Annotated in this window: 15 protein-coding genes; 4 read left to right on the forward strand and 11 right to left on the reverse strand. The window is 73.2% G+C overall.

The genetic code is table 11. From position 1 onward, the window contains the following. The first annotated feature begins 102 nt into the window (after window positions 1–102). Both sppA and ACWGL3_RS09505 read left to right on the forward strand, forming a co-directional pair. On the forward strand, window positions 103–1,845 hold the full coding sequence (gene sppA / locus ACWGL3_RS09500) for a signal peptide peptidase SppA (protein ID WP_352986493.1): 1,743 nt from the start codon (window positions 103–105) through the stop codon (window positions 1,843–1,845). Window positions 1,846–1,865: 20 nt separating this feature from the next. Further along, on the forward strand, window positions 1,866–2,324 hold the full coding sequence (locus ACWGL3_RS09505; protein WP_352986571.1) for a flavin reductase family protein: 459 nt from the start codon (window positions 1,866–1,868) through the stop codon (window positions 2,322–2,324). Between the two features lie 47 nt (window positions 2,325–2,371). On the opposite strand, the gene ACWGL3_RS09510 is transcribed toward ACWGL3_RS09505, so the two are convergent. The 5 genes from ACWGL3_RS09510 to ACWGL3_RS09530 all read right to left on the reverse strand — a co-directional run bounded on the left by ACWGL3_RS09510 (window position 2,372) and on the right by ACWGL3_RS09530 (window position 8,138). Beyond that, the gene (locus ACWGL3_RS09510) at window positions 2,372–3,253 is read right to left on the reverse strand and encodes a shikimate dehydrogenase (protein ID WP_267946273.1); all 882 of its coding nucleotides are present in this window, start codon (window positions 3,251–3,253) and stop codon (window positions 2,372–2,374) included. Next, window positions 3,250–5,139, reverse strand: a complete 1,890-nt coding sequence (locus ACWGL3_RS09515; protein WP_452461143.1) for a bifunctional sugar phosphate isomerase/epimerase/4-hydroxyphenylpyruvate dioxygenase family protein — start codon at window positions 5,137–5,139, stop codon at window positions 3,250–3,252. Before ACWGL3_RS09515 ends, ACWGL3_RS09510 begins: the two co-directional genes overlap by 4 nt. Before the next feature lie 45 nt (window positions 5,140–5,184). Continuing rightward, window positions 5,185–6,186 carry a DctP family TRAP transporter solute-binding subunit gene (locus ACWGL3_RS09520; protein ID WP_452461144.1) on the reverse strand — a complete coding sequence of 334 codons (1,002 nt, stop codon included), beginning with the start codon at window positions 6,184–6,186 and terminating at the stop codon, window positions 5,185–5,187. 120 nt (window positions 6,187–6,306) lie between these two features. Then, window positions 6,307–7,581, reverse strand: coding sequence for a TRAP transporter large permease (locus ACWGL3_RS09525; protein ID WP_267946276.1), 1,275 nt, complete (start codon window positions 7,579–7,581; stop codon window positions 6,307–6,309). Continuing rightward, window positions 7,578–8,138: a TRAP transporter small permease gene (locus ACWGL3_RS09530; RefSeq protein WP_267946277.1), complete on the reverse strand. Its 561-nt coding sequence runs from the start codon at window positions 8,136–8,138 to the stop codon at window positions 7,578–7,580. Before ACWGL3_RS09530 ends, ACWGL3_RS09525 begins: the two co-directional genes overlap by 4 nt. 151 nt (window positions 8,139–8,289) lie before the next feature. On the opposite strand from ACWGL3_RS09530, the gene ACWGL3_RS09535 reads away from it, so the two are divergent. Continuing rightward, window positions 8,290–9,291, forward strand: a complete 1,002-nt coding sequence (locus ACWGL3_RS09535) for a LacI family DNA-binding transcriptional regulator (protein WP_267946278.1) — start codon at window positions 8,290–8,292, stop codon at window positions 9,289–9,291. A gap of 333 nt (window positions 9,292–9,624) precedes the next feature. On the opposite strand, the gene ACWGL3_RS09540 is transcribed toward ACWGL3_RS09535, so the two are convergent. The 6 genes from ACWGL3_RS09540 to ACWGL3_RS09565 form a co-directional block, all read right to left on the reverse strand. After that, window positions 9,625–10,533 carry an ABC transporter substrate-binding protein gene (locus ACWGL3_RS09540; RefSeq protein WP_267946279.1) on the reverse strand — a complete coding sequence of 303 codons (909 nt, stop codon included), beginning with the start codon at window positions 10,531–10,533 and terminating at the stop codon, window positions 9,625–9,627. Between the two features lie 54 nt (window positions 10,534–10,587). Continuing rightward, window positions 10,588–11,268 carry an ABC transporter permease gene (locus tag ACWGL3_RS09545; RefSeq protein ID WP_267946280.1) on the reverse strand — a complete coding sequence of 227 codons (681 nt, stop codon included), beginning with the start codon at window positions 11,266–11,268 and terminating at the stop codon, window positions 10,588–10,590. Further along, entirely contained in the window at window positions 11,256–12,065 is an 810-nt protein-coding gene (locus tag ACWGL3_RS09550; protein WP_267946281.1) for an ABC transporter permease, read from the reverse strand. Before ACWGL3_RS09550 ends, ACWGL3_RS09545 begins: the two co-directional genes overlap by 13 nt. Continuing rightward, the gene (locus tag ACWGL3_RS09555) at window positions 12,065–13,180 is read right to left on the reverse strand and encodes an ABC transporter ATP-binding protein (RefSeq protein WP_267946282.1); all 1,116 of its coding nucleotides are present in this window, start codon (window positions 13,178–13,180) and stop codon (window positions 12,065–12,067) included. Before ACWGL3_RS09555 ends, ACWGL3_RS09550 begins: the two co-directional genes overlap by 1 nt. A gap of 285 nt (window positions 13,181–13,465) precedes the next feature. Further along, window positions 13,466–14,137 (reverse strand): HAD family hydrolase, encoded by a 672-nt coding sequence (locus ACWGL3_RS09560; protein WP_267946283.1) that lies wholly within the window; start codon window positions 14,135–14,137, stop codon window positions 13,466–13,468. A 74-nt stretch (window positions 14,138–14,211) separates the two neighbouring features. Beyond that, complete coding sequence (locus tag ACWGL3_RS09565) at window positions 14,212–14,943, reverse strand: NUDIX hydrolase (RefSeq protein ID WP_431061535.1); 732 nt, start codon at window positions 14,941–14,943, stop codon at window positions 14,212–14,214. Window positions 14,944–15,079: 136 nt separating this feature from the next. Between ACWGL3_RS09565 and nadA the strand changes: the two genes are divergently transcribed. Continuing rightward, the gene (gene nadA, locus ACWGL3_RS09570; protein ID WP_267946285.1) at window positions 15,080–16,078 is read left to right on the forward strand and encodes a quinolinate synthase NadA; all 999 of its coding nucleotides are present in this window, start codon (window positions 15,080–15,082) and stop codon (window positions 16,076–16,078) included. Window positions 16,079–16,166 lie beyond the last annotated feature (88 nt).

The following is a 16,166-nucleotide window of genomic DNA, read 5'->3' on the forward strand; positions in this document are numbered from 1 at the left end:
GGCACACGGTGCGAACCCGAGGATCCCGGCACGTTCGCGACAACCGAGGCGCTGCCGGGACGGGCGAGGGAGTCGCTGGACAGCGGCCACTACGCTGGGGCCATGGTGGACCTCGCGAAGATCACAGAACCCTTGTCCCTCACCCGGTTCGGGCCGCGCCCCCGGGGGCCGCTGGTACTGGAGCTGGACCTGACGGAAGGGGTGGCCGACGAGGCCCCCGGGGACCCGATCAGCCAGATCGTGAACCGGCGCCGGCAGCACTACCTGGACATCGTCGAAGGCATCCGCCGCGGTGCGCGCGACCCGGGGGTGGCCGCGCTCCTGGTCCGCGTGGACGCCAGGTCGCTGGGGTTCGCGAAGGTCCAGGAGCTGCGCGACTGCGTCGCCGACTTCCGCGCCGCGGGCAAGACCGCCGTGGCCTGGGCAGACTCCTTCGGGGAGACGGGCGAGGGCAACCTCCCGTACTACCTCTCCTGCGCGTTCTCCCGCGTGGTCATGGCCCCCACGGGGGTGCTCGGGCTGACCGGCCTGATGATGCGCGTGACGTTCCTCAAGGGCGCCCTGGACAAACTAGGCGTGTCCTACGAGGTCGGCAGGCGCCACGAGTACAAGAACGCGCTGAACAGCGTCACCGAGACCGGTTTCACGGAGGCCCAGAGGGAGGCGTCCGGCCGCATCGTCTCGTCGCTGGGCGACCAGCTGGTGGAGGCGGTGTCCGAGGCGCGCGGCCTGCCCGAGGAGAAGGTGCGCGAGCTGGTCTCGCGCGGTCCGTTCATGCCCAAGGAGGCCCTGGACGCCGGCCTGGTCGACGGCCTGGCCTACCGGGACGAGGTGTACGCCGACCTCCTCGGCGAGGTCCGGTCGCAGGCGGACGGGGCCGGGGACGGCTCCGCCCCGGAGCCCTCGCTCCAGTTCGTCACCCGCTACCACCGCAAGCACACCCCGGCGCCCCGCCCCCGCGCGGCGGGCGGACCGGGGTACATCGCGCTGATCTCCGCGACCGGGGCCATCAGCCTGGGAAGGACCCGGCGGTCCCCGCTGGGCGGCGGCACCGTCATGGGTTCGGACACCGTGACGGCGGCGTTCCGGGCCGCCCGCAAGGACCCGCAGGTCAAGGCGGTCGTGTTCCGGGTGGACAGCCAGGGAGGGTCGCCGACCGCCTCCGACGCGATCCGCCGCGAGTCCGAGCTGACCAGCCGGGCCGGCATCCCGGTGGTGTCGGCGATGGGCGACATCGCCGGTTCGGGCGGCTACTACGTGACGCTGGGCTCCGACGCGGTCGTCGCGCAGCCCGGCACCCTCACCGGGTCCATCGGCGTGATCACCGGCAAGCCGGTCCTGGGCGGGCTGCTGGAGCGGTTCGGCGTGACCAGCGACTCCGTGAGCACCGGGGAGCACGCGGGCATGTTCGACACCCGCAAGCCGTTCACCGAGTCCGAGTGGGAGCGGGTGAACGCGCTCCTCGACGAGATCTACGAGGACTTCACCGGCAAGGTCGCCGAGGCGCGCAAGATGACCCGCGAGCAGGTCCACGAGGTCGCCCGGGGACGGGTGTGGACCGGTCGCGACGCCAAGGAGCGGGGCCTGGTGGACGAGCTGGGCGGCCTGGAGACGGCCGTGCGCCTGGCCCGGGAGAAGGCGGGCGCCGGCCCCCTGCCCCTGCGCGCCTTCCCGCGCGCGCACCCGCTGGACCGGATCCGCCAGCACGAGTCCAGCGAGGACATGGCGGCCTCGCAGCCGCAGACGGTGCTCGGCGCGTGGGGCCCGCTCCAGCACGCGGCCGTGGCGATGGGGCTGCCCGCGGCCGGTCCGCTGACGATGCCCGACGTCTGGGACATCCGTTGACCGGTCCGTACCTGGACGCCATGGCGCTGCTGCCCGCCGGGGTCACCGTGGTGACCGTCGCCGACGGCCGGGACGACGTGGGCGCGACCGTCACCGCGTTCGGCTCGGTGTCGGCCGACCCGCCGATCGTGTGGGTGGGCGTGAGCGCGGAGGGCTACATGGCCGAGGTCATCGGGGCCGCCGGGGCGTTCGCCGTGAACGTTCTCGGCGCCGGACAGCGGGTGGTGGCGGGCCGCTTCTCGGCCGAGGGGCGCCCCAGCGCCAGACTCCTGGTGACGGACCAGCCCCACCACCGGGGCGGGCACACGCGCGCCATCGTGCTGGACGACGCGCTGGCCGCCCTGGAGTGCACGGTGCGGCAGCGCCTGGAGGTCGGCGACCACGTGGTGTACCTCGCCGACGTGGTGGGCCTGGCCGGTGTGCGGGGCGAGGGTCCGGCCCTGGTGCGCCGCTCCGGCCGCTACCACGCCCTGGACTGACCGGGGGGCCGTGCCGGGACCGGAGGGCTCCGGTCCCGGCACGGCGCTCACTCTCCGGCGATGAGCTCCCGGAAGTGGGCGTGCAGGTGCTCCGGCGAGGGTTCCAGCCCCGTGATCAGGCCGAACGCGTCACTGGCCTGGAAGACGGCCATGCCTCCGCCGCCCAGGGTCCGGCAGCCGCGCGCCTGCGCCGCGCGCAGCAGCTCGGTGCGGACGGGCCGGTAGACGACGTCGGCGACCCACAGGGACGGGCGCAGCAGACCGGGGTCCAGGGGGATCCCGGGGTGGTGCGCCATGCCCGTGGGCGTCGCGTGCACCAGGCCGTCGGCCCCGGCCAGGGCGGCTCCGAGCCCGTCCGTCCCCGCGGGACGGCAGACCGCCCCGGGGAACCGCTCCGCCAGACGGGCGGCGAGGGCCACGGCGCTCGTCCCGTCGACGTCGACCACGGCCAGCTCCCGCACACCGGACACCAGCAGGGCGTAGGCCACGGCCGCCCCCGCGCCGCCCGCCCCCAGCACCACGACCCGGTCCCCGGGCGCGTCCGGCAGCTCCTGCCGGAGCGACCGCGCGAACCCGGACCAGTCGGTGTTGTGCCCCACCGCTCCCCCGGCCCCGAACACGACGGTGTTGACGGCCCCCAGGGCCTCCGCCTCCGGGGAGAGCCCGTCGAGGGCCGGCAGCACGAGCCGCTTGCACGGGTGGGTGATGTTCAGCCCGTCGAAGCCGAGCCTGGACGCCGCCTCCACCAGGTAGCCGACCGACCCCGGCTCCATGCCGAGCCGGTCGATGTCGATCGTCCGGTAGACGAGGCGGCGTCCCAGCCTCGCGGCCTCCCTCTCGTGCATGGGGGGTGTGAGCGACGGGCCGATCCCCGCGCCGATGAGCCCCGCGAGGAAGGACCGCCCCGGGGCGCCGTACGCGCCGCTCACCGGGAGCGCTCCGCCCGCTGCGCGGCCATGCGCACGGTGCCGTTGGCGGCCCCGTACCCCTGGTAGCCGCCGACGCGCTGGACCACCTCGAAGAACAGCCGCCCGTCCACGGTCGGCGTGTAGAAGTGCAGGAACTCGCCCTCCTCCGACCGGTCGTGGAGGATGCCGCCCTCGCGCATGCGCTCCCTGGTGTCGGGGCGCAGCTCGGTCCGGCAGGCGAGGTCGTCGTAGTAGTTGTCCGGGATGGCCAGGGGCGCGACCCCCGCCTCGCGCAGGGAGCGCGCGACGGCGAAGACGTCGTCGCAGCCCAGCGCGACGTGCTGGGCGCCTCCGCCCGTGTCCGCGTGCTCGCCGCCCAGGACGGACACGTGCAGGGCGACGCGCAGGGCGGACGCCGGGTCGGTGAGGGCCCGGCTGCGCACGAGTCCGTCGGGGGCGGCCATCTCGACGCTCGTGTCCGGGCGCAGGCCGAGCAGCGAGCGGTAGAACAGGGACGCCTCGTCGAAGTGGTCGAAGGGCTGGAGGAGCCCGACGTGGTCGATGCCGGTCAGCCGTGCCCCGCCCCCCTCCCGGTAGCCGTCGACGGGCGGGGCCGAGAAGTCCTCCAGCCACGGCTCGCCGTCGTCCGGATCGTCCGCGCAGAAGAAGACCGCGGTCCCGTCGGGCGCGGCGACCGCGCTGAGCGCGGACTCCGCCGGGTCGCGGCGGCGCGGCAGGGGAGGCGCCAGGAGCCGCTCCGCGCGGCGCATCGCGTTGGCGGGGTCGGGGACGGAGACGCCCAGGGCGGTCACGGAGGCGGCGCCGCTCCAGGTGTGCCCGAGCCGGGGGTCGCTGGAGTTGAGCAGGACGCGCGCGTCGCCGTTGCTCCACAGCTGCACCGGTTTGGAGCGGTGGTCCCGGGTGTGGGCGAAGCCGAGCGCGCCGAGCAGCACGCGCACGCGCTCCGCCGACGACGGCTCGGCCGCCACCTCCACGAAAGCGAACCCGGACGGGCGGACCGGTTCGGGCAGCCGGCGCAGCCGCACGGCCCCGCGCGCGCCCTCCCCCTCCGCCGCGGCGGGTTCCTCCCCCGCGGACCGGCTCAGCCCGTCCTCCAGCAGCGACAGGGACCGCAGGGCGTCCGCGGCCGTGCGCCGCGCGTCCGAGGCCCTGAACACGTCGTTGAAGACCTCCAGGGACAGCGGGCCCGTGTAGCCCGCGGCCAGGACGTGGCCGGTGAAGGCGGTGAGGTCGAACCCTCCCTGGCCGGGGAAGCAGCGGTAGTGGCGGCTCCACTGCAGCACGTCCATGGCCATGCGCGGCGCGTCCGCGAGCTGGAGGAAGAAGATCTTCTCCCCCGGGATGTCGCGGATCCCGGACGGGTCGCCGTCACGGGAGAGGATGTGGAAGCTGTCCAGGCAGACGCCGAGGGACGGGTGGTCCGCCTCCCGGACGAGGCGCCAGGCGTGTTCGTGGTCGTCGACCCGGGTTCCCCAGGCCAGTGCCTCGTAGGCCACGCGCACCCCGTACTCCGACGCCGTCTCGGCGAGCAGGCGCAGCTGGGCCGCGGCCCGGGCGTCGTCGTCCAGGGCCGCCGCCGTGGCGTTGGAGCACACGAGCACCGTGTCCGCGCCGAGTTCGACCATGAGGGCGAACTTGTCCCGGGCACGGCGCAGGTTGCGCCGGAACCGGTCGTCGTCCACCCCCTCGATGTCGCGCATGGGCTGGTAGAGGTCGATGCCCAGGCCGAGCGAGGCGGCGAGCGCCCGTATCCGCCGGGGCCTGAGCGGCGACGCTATGAGGTCGTTCTCGAAGATCTCGACGCCGTCGAAACCGGCCTCGGCCGCGGCCCGGAGCTTCTCCTCCAGCGTGCCGCTCAACGACACCGTGGCGATGGAACGCCGCATGTCCGTCTCCCCTGTCCTTCCGTGTTCCGTCCGGTCCGCGGCCGTCTACGACCCGGAGTGCAAGGACTCGTACAGGGCCCGCTGCCCCTCGTCGAGGTGCTCCGCGAAGTAGTCCCTGGACCTGGTGCGGAACGCGTCCACGTCGACGTCGTCCACGACCTCCATGGCTCCGTCGGCGGCCCACCGGTCGAGGATCTCGGCCTCCGACTCCTCGATGCAGGCGCGGTTCTCCTCCCGGACCGTGCTGACCGCCTCCTGGAGCGCCTCCTGCTGGCGTTCGTCCATGAGTTCCCAGCTCTGGCCGGAGACCACGATGAGCTGCGATCCGATCTGGTGGCTCGTGAGGCTGATGTGGCTCTGGACCTCGTCGAAGCTGTCGGCGGAGATCGTGGGGATCGGGTTCTCCTGGCCGTCGGCGGTCCCCTGCTGGAGGGCGAGGTAGACCTCCTCGAAGGCGACGGTGGTGGGGGTGGCGCCCATCGCCTCGGCGTTGGCCAGGTAGATCGGGGAGTCGGGGAACCGCATGCGCAGGCCGCTGAGGTCGCCGGGGGTGCGGATGGGCCGGTTCGCGGTGAAGTGCCGGTCGCCGAAGTACCAGACGTCGAGGATCCTGACGCCGGTCGCGGCCTCGAAGTCCGCCTTCAGCTGCTCGGACTCCTCGGAGTCGAAGTAGCCGAACATCTGGTCGACGTCGTCGAACGCGTAGGCCGCGTCGAGCACCCCGATCGGCTCGTACGCCGAGCCGAGCGCGGCGGAGCCCTGGACGTCCATGTCGATGTCGCCCGACATCACCGAGGTGAAGGTCTCGGTGTTGTTGCCGAGCTGGCTGTTGGGGAAGGTCTCGACCGTCACTCCGACGCCGGCGTCCGCGACGCGCTCGGCGACCAGGTCGAGACCGCAACGGGTGTGGGGGTGGTCCGCGGTGTAGCTGTTGGCGAAGGAGAGGGTGATCTCGCCGTCGGCGGCCTCGTCGGCGCCGCAGCCCGCGAGGGCGAGGGCGAGGACGGCGACGGGGACCAGGGCGGTCCAGCGGTGGGGGGTGCGCATGCGGTGCTCCCTGGGGGGTCGTGCCGCCGTACGGCGGCGGTGGTGGTGGCGGTGTGTCGGGGCCGGCCCCGCTCCCCGGGGTGCGGGGCCGCGCAGGGGCGCGCCCCGGGGAGGCGCGGCTCAGAGGCCGAGGTACCGGGGCAGGAAGAGCACGAGGTCCGGCACGAAGGTGAGCAGGGCCAGGATGAGCAGCAGGGGCACGAGGAAGGGCGCCGTGCCGCGGAACACCTCGTGCATGGGGCTGCGGGTGGCCGAGCCGAGCACGAAGAGGACGCCTCCGATCGGCGGCGTGAGCAGCCCGATCATGAGGTTGACGATGACGATGATCCCGAAGTGGACGGGGTCGACCCCGAACTGCGCCGCGATGGGCAGCAGGACGGGCACGGTGATCATCAGTGCGGCGATGGGCTCCAGGACCGTGCCGAGGAGGATGAGCACGAGGTTCACCAGCAGCAGGAACACGATCGGGCTGTCGGTGAGCCCCAGCAGGAACGATGCGATGTCCTGCGGCACGCGTTCGCGGGCCAGGATCCAGCCGAGCAGGCCGGACGCGGCCAGGACGATCGCGATCGACGCGGTGGTCGTCGCGGTCTCCACGAGGATCCGCCACAGGGTGCGCGGGTCCAGCCGGCGGTAGAGGAGGCCGAGCGCGAGCACGTAGGCGGCGCCGACCGCCGCGGCCTCGGTGGGGGTGAAGAGCCCGCTCAGGATGCCGCCGAGCAGGATGAGGGGCGCGCCCAGCGGGCCGAGGACGCGTACGACCGCGGTGCGGACCTCGCCGGCGGTCGCCCGTTCGCCGGCCAGGTGCGGCTGCTTGCGCGCCCACAGGTGGACGGCGAGGGCGAGTCCGGCGGCCACGAGGAACGCCGGGACCACCGCCGCGGCGAACAGTGCGGCGGTGGAGACCGCGGCGACGGAGGCGTAGACGATCGCGGGGATGCTGGGCGGCATGATCGGGCTGATCAGGCTGGAGGCGGCGGTGAGCCCCAGGGCGAAGCGCTTGGGGTAGCCGCGGTCGGTCATCGCCGGGACGAGCATCTTGCCCATGCCCGCGACGTCGGCCAGGGCGGTGCCGCTCACCCACGAGAAGCCGACGCTGACACCGATGTTGACGTAGCCCAGGCTTCCCCGGAGGCGTCCCAGCAGGACCTGCGCGAAGCCGAAGATGCGGTCCGCGATACCGGTGTGGTTGGCGGCGACGCCCACCAGGATGAACAGGGGGATGGCCAGCAGCGGGAAGCTGTTGATCTCCTGCGTCGCGGTGCGCAGGCTCAGGCCGGTGGACTGGTCGGTCAGGAGCATGTACGCCAGGGACGGCCCGAGGATGGCGAAGGCGATCGGTACGCGCAGGGCCAGCAGGACGACGGTTCCCAGGAGGACGAGGCCGGCGCTCATCGGGTGGGCTCCTCGTGGTCGGTCGGTGCGGGGGGAGGGGTGCCGGGCGCGGGCGGCCCCGGGACGAGGATCGCGTTGGCCAGGGCGCGCAGCACGGCCACGGCGAGCCCGGCCATCGGGATCACGTAGGTCCAGGCCATCGGGATGCCCATCACCGGCGTGGTCTGCGGTCCGCCCGCGAACACGAGGTCGGCCGCGGCCGCGACGAGCAGGCCGCACGTCGCCGCGACGACGAGGTTGGCGAAGATCCACACGGCGCGCATCGCCCGGCCCCGGGCGACGAAGTCGACGAGCTTGAGGGTGATGTGCTCGTCGCGGCCGACGAGGTGTCCGACGAGGGAGAAGGCGAGCCAGACCAGGCCGAACCGGGCGAGCTCCCCCACCCAGACCCAGCTCTCACCGGGGACGTAGCGCTGGCCGGCCTGGATGAGCATCAGGACGAGGAGCATGGCCAGGAGCAGCGCGCCGAGGACGAGTTCCGCGGTCTCCAGCCATCGGACGGGTGCCGGGCGCGAGCCCGAGGGCCCGTCTCCGGACGTACTGGGGGGATTGGTCATCCCGGGCTCCACTCGACAAACGGGGGGTTGCATACGCCCTGTTCAGAGACGTGCTCCTGGAGGCCGTACGTCGTGGTTGTGAACTCTAGGTTTCGGTCGTCGCGCATGGCAAGCGATTGCCAAAAGTTGCCGTCCGGCGTAGAAAGTCCCCATGAGCCCGGTCAGGAGAAGCACGGTCTACGACGTGGCACGGGAGGCGGGCGTGGCCGCGTCCACGGTGTCCCGCGCCTTCAGCGACCCGCGGCGGGTCAACGCGGTCACCCGCGAACACGTCCTCAACGTCGCCGAGCGCCTGGGCTACCGGCCCAACCCGCTGGCGAGCGCCCTCCAGTCCGGCCGCACGGCCACGATCGCGCTCCTGGTCCCCGACATCGCCAACCCGCACTTCTTCGGCACGATACGGGGCGCCGAGGCCCGGGCCAGCGCCTCGGGGATCACCTTCATCCTGGGCTACACCCAGGAGTCCGCGGACAACGAGCGCGAGCAGATCCTGCGGCTGGACCGCTCGGTGGACGGCTTCGTCCTCGCCTCCAGCCGGATGAGCGACGCGACCACCGTCGAACTGGCCCGGGAGCACAACATGGCCCTGGTCAACCGCCAGGTCGAGGGGCTGCCCAGCGCGATCGTCGACAACGGCGGCGGCAGCCGGCAGATCATCGACCACCTGGCCTCCCTCGGGCACCGGTCGGTGGTGTACCTCAGCGGGCCCGAGCAGTCGTGGCAGGCGAAGGAGCGGTGGAGGGGGCTGAGCGCGGCGGCGGGGCGGTGCGGCATGGCGGCGACACGCCTGGGCCCCTTCTCGCCCCGCGTGGCGGGCGGCGCCGCGGCGGCGGACGCCGCGCTGGTGTCGGGGGCGACGGCGTTCGTCGCCCACAACGACCTGCTGGCGATCGGCATGCTGCGCCGCCTGGCGGAGCGCGGGATCCGCGTGCCTCGGGACCGCAGCGTCGTGGGGTACGACGACATCTTCGGCGCGGACTTCTGCGTGCCGGCGCTGACCACGCTCGCGGGCCCCCACGAGGAGGCCGGGCGCGCGGGTGTGGAGCTGCTGCTGAACCGGGTCTCGCGGGCCGCCGCCGGGGAGGCCCCGCGGCAGGTGGTCCTCCCGGCGCACCTGGTGGTCCGCGACTCGACCGGCCCGGCGCCGGACTGACCGCGCGCCGTCCCGGAGGGCCGGCGCCGCCCGCGCGGCGGGGCCCGTGCCCGCGCGCGCACCGTCCCTCTCCGGGAAGGCGGGAGGGCGCCGGGCCCGGCGCGCCCTCGCACCGGTCCCGACGCCCTCCGTCACGCCCGGGGGTCCGCCGTCACGCCCGCGGACCGGCCGGAGGCACGGCGGGTGCGAGGGTGGCGTCGGCGTGGGCGGTGTGGGCCGCGGAGGGCCTCCTGACCTTCCGGTGTTGATCTCGACGATCCACGCCTATGTCGGAGGCCCTCACCTGCCGTCACATCGCTGCCGGACCGTATCCGACCTCTGTGGTCGGTACAGCTAGGCGAGCCCCTCCTCCTCCAGCCACTCCTGGGCGACGTCGGCGGCGTTCTCGTTCTGGACGACGACGCGCTCGTTGAGCGAGGTCAGGGCCTCCGTGGTGAGTGCCGCCGAGACCGCGTTCAGGGCGCCTCTGGCGGTCTCGTCGACCTGCTCGCCGTTGATCAGCGGGGTGATGTTCTGGGCGCCGAACAGGTTCTCGGGGTCCTCCAGGACCACGAGGTCCTCCACCGCGATCTGCGGGTCGGTGGTGAACAGGTTCGCGGCCTGGATGTCGCCGTCCAGGAGGGCCTGGGTCAGCAGGGCCACCTCCAGGGAGCGGAACTCGCCGAACTCGATGCCGTAGACGTCGGCCAGGCCCACCACGCCCTGCTGGCGGGTCTCGAACTCCGGCGGCCCCCCGAGGGTCAGCTCGCCGGCGACGCCGGCCAGGTCGGCGAGGGTGCTCAGGTCGTGCTCCTCGGCGGTCTCGGCGGTGACCGTCACCGAGTCCTTGTTCTCCGCGCTGGAGGAGTCCAGGATCTCCAGGCCCTCGGGGAGCGCCTCGGTGATGAGCGCGTTGGTCTCCTCGCTGTTCCCGCTGGGCGCCTCGTCGTCGAGGTAGGCCAGGGTGGCGCCGTTGTACTCCGGGAACACCGACAGGTTCCCGGACTCGATCTGGGAGTAGTACACCTCGCGGCTGCCGATGTTGAGCTGGTAGGTGACGTCCACCCCCTCGGCCTCCATGGCCCGGCCGTAGATCTCGGCGAGCAGGGTGCTCTCGGGGAAGTCGGCGGAGCCGATGACGACGGAGCCGGATTCGGCGCCGCCTCCTCCCTCCCCGTCCTCCGCGTAGGGGTCGCTGCCGCCGCAGGCGGTCATGAGCACCGCTGCGAGTGGGAGCCCGACGAGGGCGAGCCTCTTGTCCATGTCCGAACCTTCTCTTCTCTCAGTACTGCGTCAGCATGCGGCGCCCGAGACCGCCTAGCGCGCCGACGCGGCCTCGGCGCGCAGCCCGGGTGCGACGAGCAGCAGCCGCAACCCGGCGAACAGGAGTGTGGTGAGCACCGCGAGCAGCACCACCAGCACGGAACCCCCCAGCATCATCGTCAGGTCCTGGCGGGCCTGGCCGTCGACGATGTAGCGTCCGAGCCCGCCCACGCCCACGTACGCGGCGATGGTCGCGGTGGCGACCACCTGGACCGCCGCGGTGCGCATCCCGATGAGGATGAGCGGGGCGGCCACGGGCAGTTCGAGCTTGAACAGCACCTCGCGGCCGCGCATCCCCATGCCGAACGCCGCGTCGCGCAGGCGGGGCTCCACCCCGCGCACGCCCTCGTGGGTGTTGACCAGGATCGGCGGGACGGCCAGCGCCACCAGCGCGCAGACCACGGGGACGAGCCCGATCCCGGCCGCCAGGACGATGAGGAACAGGACGCCGATGGTCGGCAGGGCGCGGGCGAAGTTGGCGAGGCTCGCGGTGAGGAACCCGCCCACGCCGGTGTGCCCGGTGAGCAGTCCCAGGGGGACGGCGATGACGGCGGAGATCAGCAGGCCGAGCAGGCAGAAGTAGACGTGCTCGGCCATGCGCGCGGGGATGCCCGCGCTCCCGGTCCACTGCGCCGGATCGGCGAACCACGCGACCAGCTCGTTCAGGATGTCCATGGCTGCCTCTCCCCCGGCGTGGTGCGTTCCCCGGCCGGGGTTCCCGACCCGGCACGCGCGGCGGCCCCGGCGGACGCGCGGGCGACCGCCCTGCGTCCCCGGCCGCTCCTCCTGTCGTCCCGGCGGGCCCAGGGAGTGAGCCCGCGCTGGGCGAGCACGAGCAGGGCGTCGGTGACGAAGGCCAGCAGGACGGTGAGCAGGACGCCGACCACGATGGGCGCGTCGAACTGGCGGCGGAACCCCTCGCTGAGGATCAGCTGGCCCAGCCCTCCCAGACCCACCAGGGAGGCGACGCTGACCATGCTGATGGTGGCGACCGAGGCCACCCGGAGGCCGGCGATGACCACCGGCACCGCCACCGGCATCTCCACGAACACCAGGCGACGCAGCGGACTGAAGCCCATCGCCACGGCGGCCTGGCGCACGTGCTCCGGCACCTGGCGGAGCCCGTCCACCACGTTGGGCAGCAGGATCACCAGCGTGTACAGGGCGAGCGGCACGACGGCCGTCCAGTCGCTGAACCCGGTGTAGGGCAGCATCAGGAAGAACAGGGCGATGGACGGCACCGCGTAGAGCACGTTGACGCCGGTCAGCACCGGCGGGTACAGCGCCTTCCAGCGCACGCACGCCAGGCCCAGCGGCACGGCCACCGCGAGTCCGATGAGGATGGACAGGTAGGCCAGCCGCATGTGCTCGGTCAGGCGGGGCAGGATCCCCCGGTCCGGCTCACCCGGGTAGCTCCAGTTCGCCACGCCCCAGTCGAGGACGCCGACCGCCCACTCCCAGGCCCCGCCCATCACTCGGCCACCGACCACAGTGCGGTGCCCAGGTCGTCCTGGGTGACCACGCCGGCCACGCGCCCCTCGGAGTCCACGCCGACGGCGCGGCCGGCCGGGGAGAGCACGGCGGCGTCGAGGGCGGCGCGCAGGGAGTCCGCGCCGACGTCGAACGTGTGGCCGTAGGGTGCGAGGTCGAGCGAGCCGAGGGCGGCCCCGGCGGGGGCGCGGTCGAGCCGGTCCGCCGCGGCCCACCCCAGCGGCATGCGGTCGCCGTCGACGACCAGCACCCAGGGCTCGCCCTTGCCGCGTGCGACGGCGGCCGCCTCGGTCACCGGGGTGCCGTCGCCGAACACGACGTCCTCGCGCAGCGACAGGTCGCGTGCGGGGAAGAACGACAGCCGCCGCACGCCCCGGTCGTAGCCGACGAAGGACTCCACGAACGCGTCGCGGGGGGCGGCCAGCAGGTTCTCGGGGGTGTCGTACTGGGCGAGCCGGCCGCCGGGCCGGAAGACGGCGATGCGGTCGCCCAGGCGGACCGCCTCGTCGATGTCGTGGGTGACGAACACGATCGTCTTGTGCAGGTCGGCCTGGAGCCGCAGCAGCTCGTCCTGGAGGCTGGCGCGCACGACGGGGTCGACGGCGCTGAAGGGCTCGTCCATCAGGAGGATGGGCGGGTCCGCGGCCAGCGCGCGGGCCACGCCGACGCGCTGCTGCTGGCCCCCCGAGAGCTGGTGCGGGTAGCGCCCGGCCTGGGAGGGTTCGAGTCCGACCAGCTCCATGAGCTCGTCGGCCCGGGCCCGGGCCCGGGACCTGTTCCAGCCGAGCAGCAGCGGCACGGTCGCGATGTTGTCGCGGACGGTGCGGTGCGGGAAGAGCCCGGCCTGCTGGATGACGTAGCCGATGGATCTGCGCAGTTCGGCGGGGTCGCGGCCGCGGATGTCGTCGCCGTCGATGAGGACGGCGCCCCCGGTGGGCTCGACCATCCGGTTGATCATCCGCAGCGACGTGGTCTTGCCGCTTCCGGAGGGACCGACGAAGACCGTGGTCTGTCCGGTCTCCACGGTGAGGTCCAGGTCGTCGACGGCGACCGTGCCGTCGGGGTAGAGCTTGGCAGCGCCCTCGAATGTGATCATCGGCCGGGCTGTCTCCGTTCGGGGACCGGGGTGGTGGTGAGACGGCGGTGAGCAGGCCGTCCGCACGTTACCCGTGTGCAGGTGGATCAAACGGTATGGTCTCGGCCGTGACCCGACCGGGACCTCGTGTCCGCGGCGGGTGGCGTCGGCGGCGGGGCAGGGCGTCGCCGTCCCGGACGCGGCCGGGCCCGGGGGCGCCGGCGGGGCCTTCCGGGTCCGGACACGCGAACGGGCCGGGCCCGTTCGTGGGCCCGGCCCGTGGGCCGGTTCCGCGGTGGTGGCGGCTCAGTCCTGAGCGGCGATCCACGCGGCGAGCTGGTACAGGTCGTCCAGGACGGCGTCGGCCCGGGCCGCGTCGTCCATGGCCGAGTGGCGGTAGCCGTAGATGCCGCGGCGGAGCAGGACCGCGCGCATTCCGGCCTTGAGCGCGGGGACGACGTCGTTGTCGACGCGGTCCCCGACGTAGAGGATCTCGCCGGGCGTGATCCCGGGGCGGCTCCGGCCGGCGAGCTCCACGACCCGGTCGAAGAACTCGGGGGCGGGCTTGGCGACGCCCCAGTCGTCGGAGATGCCGATGCCGTCCACGCCCAGGTCCATGGCGGCCAGGGCGGGACCGGCCTCGGGCGGCTGGTTGCCCGCGACGACCAGGGAGAGCCCGGCGTCGCGCATGGTCGCGAAGGCCGGGCGCACGTCGGGGTAGAGGTCGCGCACGCCGAAGTGCTCGCGCTCGCCGCCGGGGTCCTCCGCCCGCCACCGGGCGCTCTCCCGCGCCAGGTCGAACCCGGGCACGAGGAGCCGGAAGCCCTCGGTGAGGGTCCCGCCCGAGGCGATGACACCGCCGATGGTGCCGAAGAACGCCATGTGCGGGATGCCGAAGCGGTCGGCCCAGCGCGCGAAGATGCGCGTCTCGTCGACGAGCGTCTCTCCGACGTCGAACACCACGGTACGAATTGTCACGGTCAGGGAGTCTACAAGCACCCCTGTACCGTTCCGGGGGCGGACGGAGCCGGTGACCGTCCTCGGGACCCCGGTCAGCCGGGCGGTCGCAGCACGGCGAACGCGTCGGTGATCTCCAATCCCCGTGTGCGGAAGCGGAAGAGGGCCGCGGGGCGCCCGCCCGAGCGTCCGGAGGGCACGGAGCGGCCGGTCTCCTCGATCTGCCCGCGCCGCAGCAGGACCCGGCGCAGGTTGGTGGCCGCCACGTCGTGCCCGAGGGCCGCCCGGTAGTAGCCCGACAGCTCCGACATCGTGAACTCGGGCGGGGCGAGCGCGAACCCGACATTGGTGTAGCTGAGCTTGGCGCGCAGCCGGTGGTGGCCGGAGCGGACGATGGACGCGTGGTCGAACGCCATCGGGGGCAGGAGCGCGGCGGGGTGCCAGCCGGTGTCGGCCGGCACGACCGGGTCGATGTTCGCGGGCACGAGCCCGAGGTAGGCCGTGGCCAGGGTGCGGCGCTGGGGGTGGCGGCCGGGGTCGCTGCGCGTCTCCAGCTGCTCCAGGTGGGAGAGGTCGCGCACGTCCACCTTCTGGGCGAGCTGGCGCCGGATGGAGGCGCCGAGGCTCTCACCCGCCCCGAGCCGCCCGCCGGGAAGGGCCCACTCCCCCTCGCACGGGGGGAGGGCCCTGCGCCACAGGAGGACGCACAGTTCTCCCGAGCGGATCTGGAGGACGACGGCGAGCGCCTCGTGCGCCGACAGCACCGCGTGGTCCGCCTCGCCGCAGACGGAGGCCCTGACCTGTCCGTTTGCTTCCGGGTTGTCCACCCTGTCCCTTCCGTTCCTCGTCATGTTAAGCTGCACCAGGTTTGTGCCTGACAGACGAAAACCTGTTCATCCGCATCGACCTCTCACGGCACGGAGTCCGTACGACGTGCCCACAGCCCCAAGGAAGTAGTTGGACATGGCACCGGTCACCGCCACGGCGGACACCATGACCAGGCAGGAATGGGCCACCGAGGTCCGCCGCCTGGCAGAGGAGCGCGACGCTGTCATCCTCGCGCACAACTACCAGCGCCCGGAAATCCAGGACGTGGCGCACTACACCGGTGACTCCCTCGCGCTGTCCCGCCTGGCCGCCACCGTGGACGCCGGGACCATCGTCTTCTGCGGCGTGCACTTCATGGCCGAGACCGCGAAGATCCTCGCCCCGGAGAAGACCGTCCTCCTCCCGGACCCCGCCGCGGGATGCTCGCTCGCCGACACCGTCACCGCCGCGGACGTGCGCGCCTGGAAGGCCGAGCACCCCGACGCGGTCGTCGTCGCGTACGTCAACACCACCGCGGCGGTCAAGGCCGAGACGGACATCTGCTGCACGTCCTCCAACGCCGCCGACGTCATCCGGTCCATCCCGGAGGACCGCGAGATCCTGTTCCTCCCGGACCAGTTCCTCGGCGCCCACGTCAAAAGGGTCACCGGTCGCGAGAACATCCACATCTGGATGGGCGAGTGCCACGTGCACGCGGGGATCGACGGCCACACCCTGCGCGAGCGGGTCGCCGCCGAACCCGACGCCGAGGTGTACGTCCACCCCGAGTGCGGCTGCGCCACCTCCGCCCTCTACCTCGTGGGCAGCGGCGCCGTCCCCCAGGAGCGCGTGAAGGTCCTCTCCACCGGCGGCATGCTGACCGCGGCCGAGAACACCACCGCCAAGAAGGTGCTGATCGCGACCGAGACCGGCATGCTGCACCAGCTGCGCGGGGTCAACCCGACCACCGAGTTCGAGGCGGTCAACTCCCGCGCCGAGTGCCACTACATGAAGATGATCGACGCCGACAAGCTGCTCGGCTCCCTCCGCCACGGCACCACGGAGATCACGGTCGACGCAGACACGGCCGAGCGCGCACGGCGCTCCGTCGAGCGCATGGTCGCGATCGGCTCGCCCTCCCGGGGCGGCGAGTAGCACCGGCCCCGCCCCTCTCCGGCCGGCCGGGTCCGGGCCGCCCCTGCGGCCGCTCCCGGCCGGCCACGGAAATTCGGGTAACAGAACT

It is taken from the genome of Nocardiopsis sp. NPDC055824, assembly GCF_053616335.1.

Coding starts and splice junctions, on each gene's coding strand:
- ACWGL3_RS09520 (WP_452461144.1), bottom strand. CDS start 6,186: ATGCGCACCCCCCACCGCTGGACCGCCCTGGTCCCCGTCGCCGTCCTC.
- ACWGL3_RS09515 (WP_452461143.1), bottom strand. CDS start 5,139: ATGCGGCGTTCCATCGCCACGGTGTCGTTGAGCGGCACGCTGGAGGAG.
- ACWGL3_RS09535 (WP_267946278.1), top strand. CDS start 8,290: ATGAGCCCGGTCAGGAGAAGCACGGTCTACGACGTGGCACGGGAGGCG.
- ACWGL3_RS09545 (WP_267946280.1), bottom strand. CDS start 11,268: ATGGACATCCTGAACGAGCTGGTCGCGTGGTTCGCCGATCCGGCGCAG.
- sppA (WP_352986493.1), top strand. CDS start 103: ATGGTGGACCTCGCGAAGATCACAGAACCCTTGTCCCTCACCCGGTTC.
- ACWGL3_RS09555 (WP_267946282.1), bottom strand. CDS start 13,180: ATGATCACATTCGAGGGCGCTGCCAAGCTCTACCCCGACGGCACGGTC.
- ACWGL3_RS09530 (WP_267946277.1), bottom strand. CDS start 8,138: ATGACCAATCCCCCCAGTACGTCCGGAGACGGGCCCTCGGGCTCGCGC.
- ACWGL3_RS09550 (WP_267946281.1), bottom strand. CDS start 12,065: ATGGGCGGGGCCTGGGAGTGGGCGGTCGGCGTCCTCGACTGGGGCGTG.
- ACWGL3_RS09505 (WP_352986571.1), top strand. CDS start 1,866: ATGGCGCTGCTGCCCGCCGGGGTCACCGTGGTGACCGTCGCCGACGGC.
- ACWGL3_RS09540 (WP_267946279.1), bottom strand. CDS start 10,533: ATGGACAAGAGGCTCGCCCTCGTCGGGCTCCCACTCGCAGCGGTGCTC.
- nadA (WP_267946285.1), top strand. CDS start 15,080: ATGGCACCGGTCACCGCCACGGCGGACACCATGACCAGGCAGGAATGG.
- ACWGL3_RS09525 (WP_267946276.1), bottom strand. CDS start 7,581: ATGAGCGCCGGCCTCGTCCTCCTGGGAACCGTCGTCCTGCTGGCCCTG.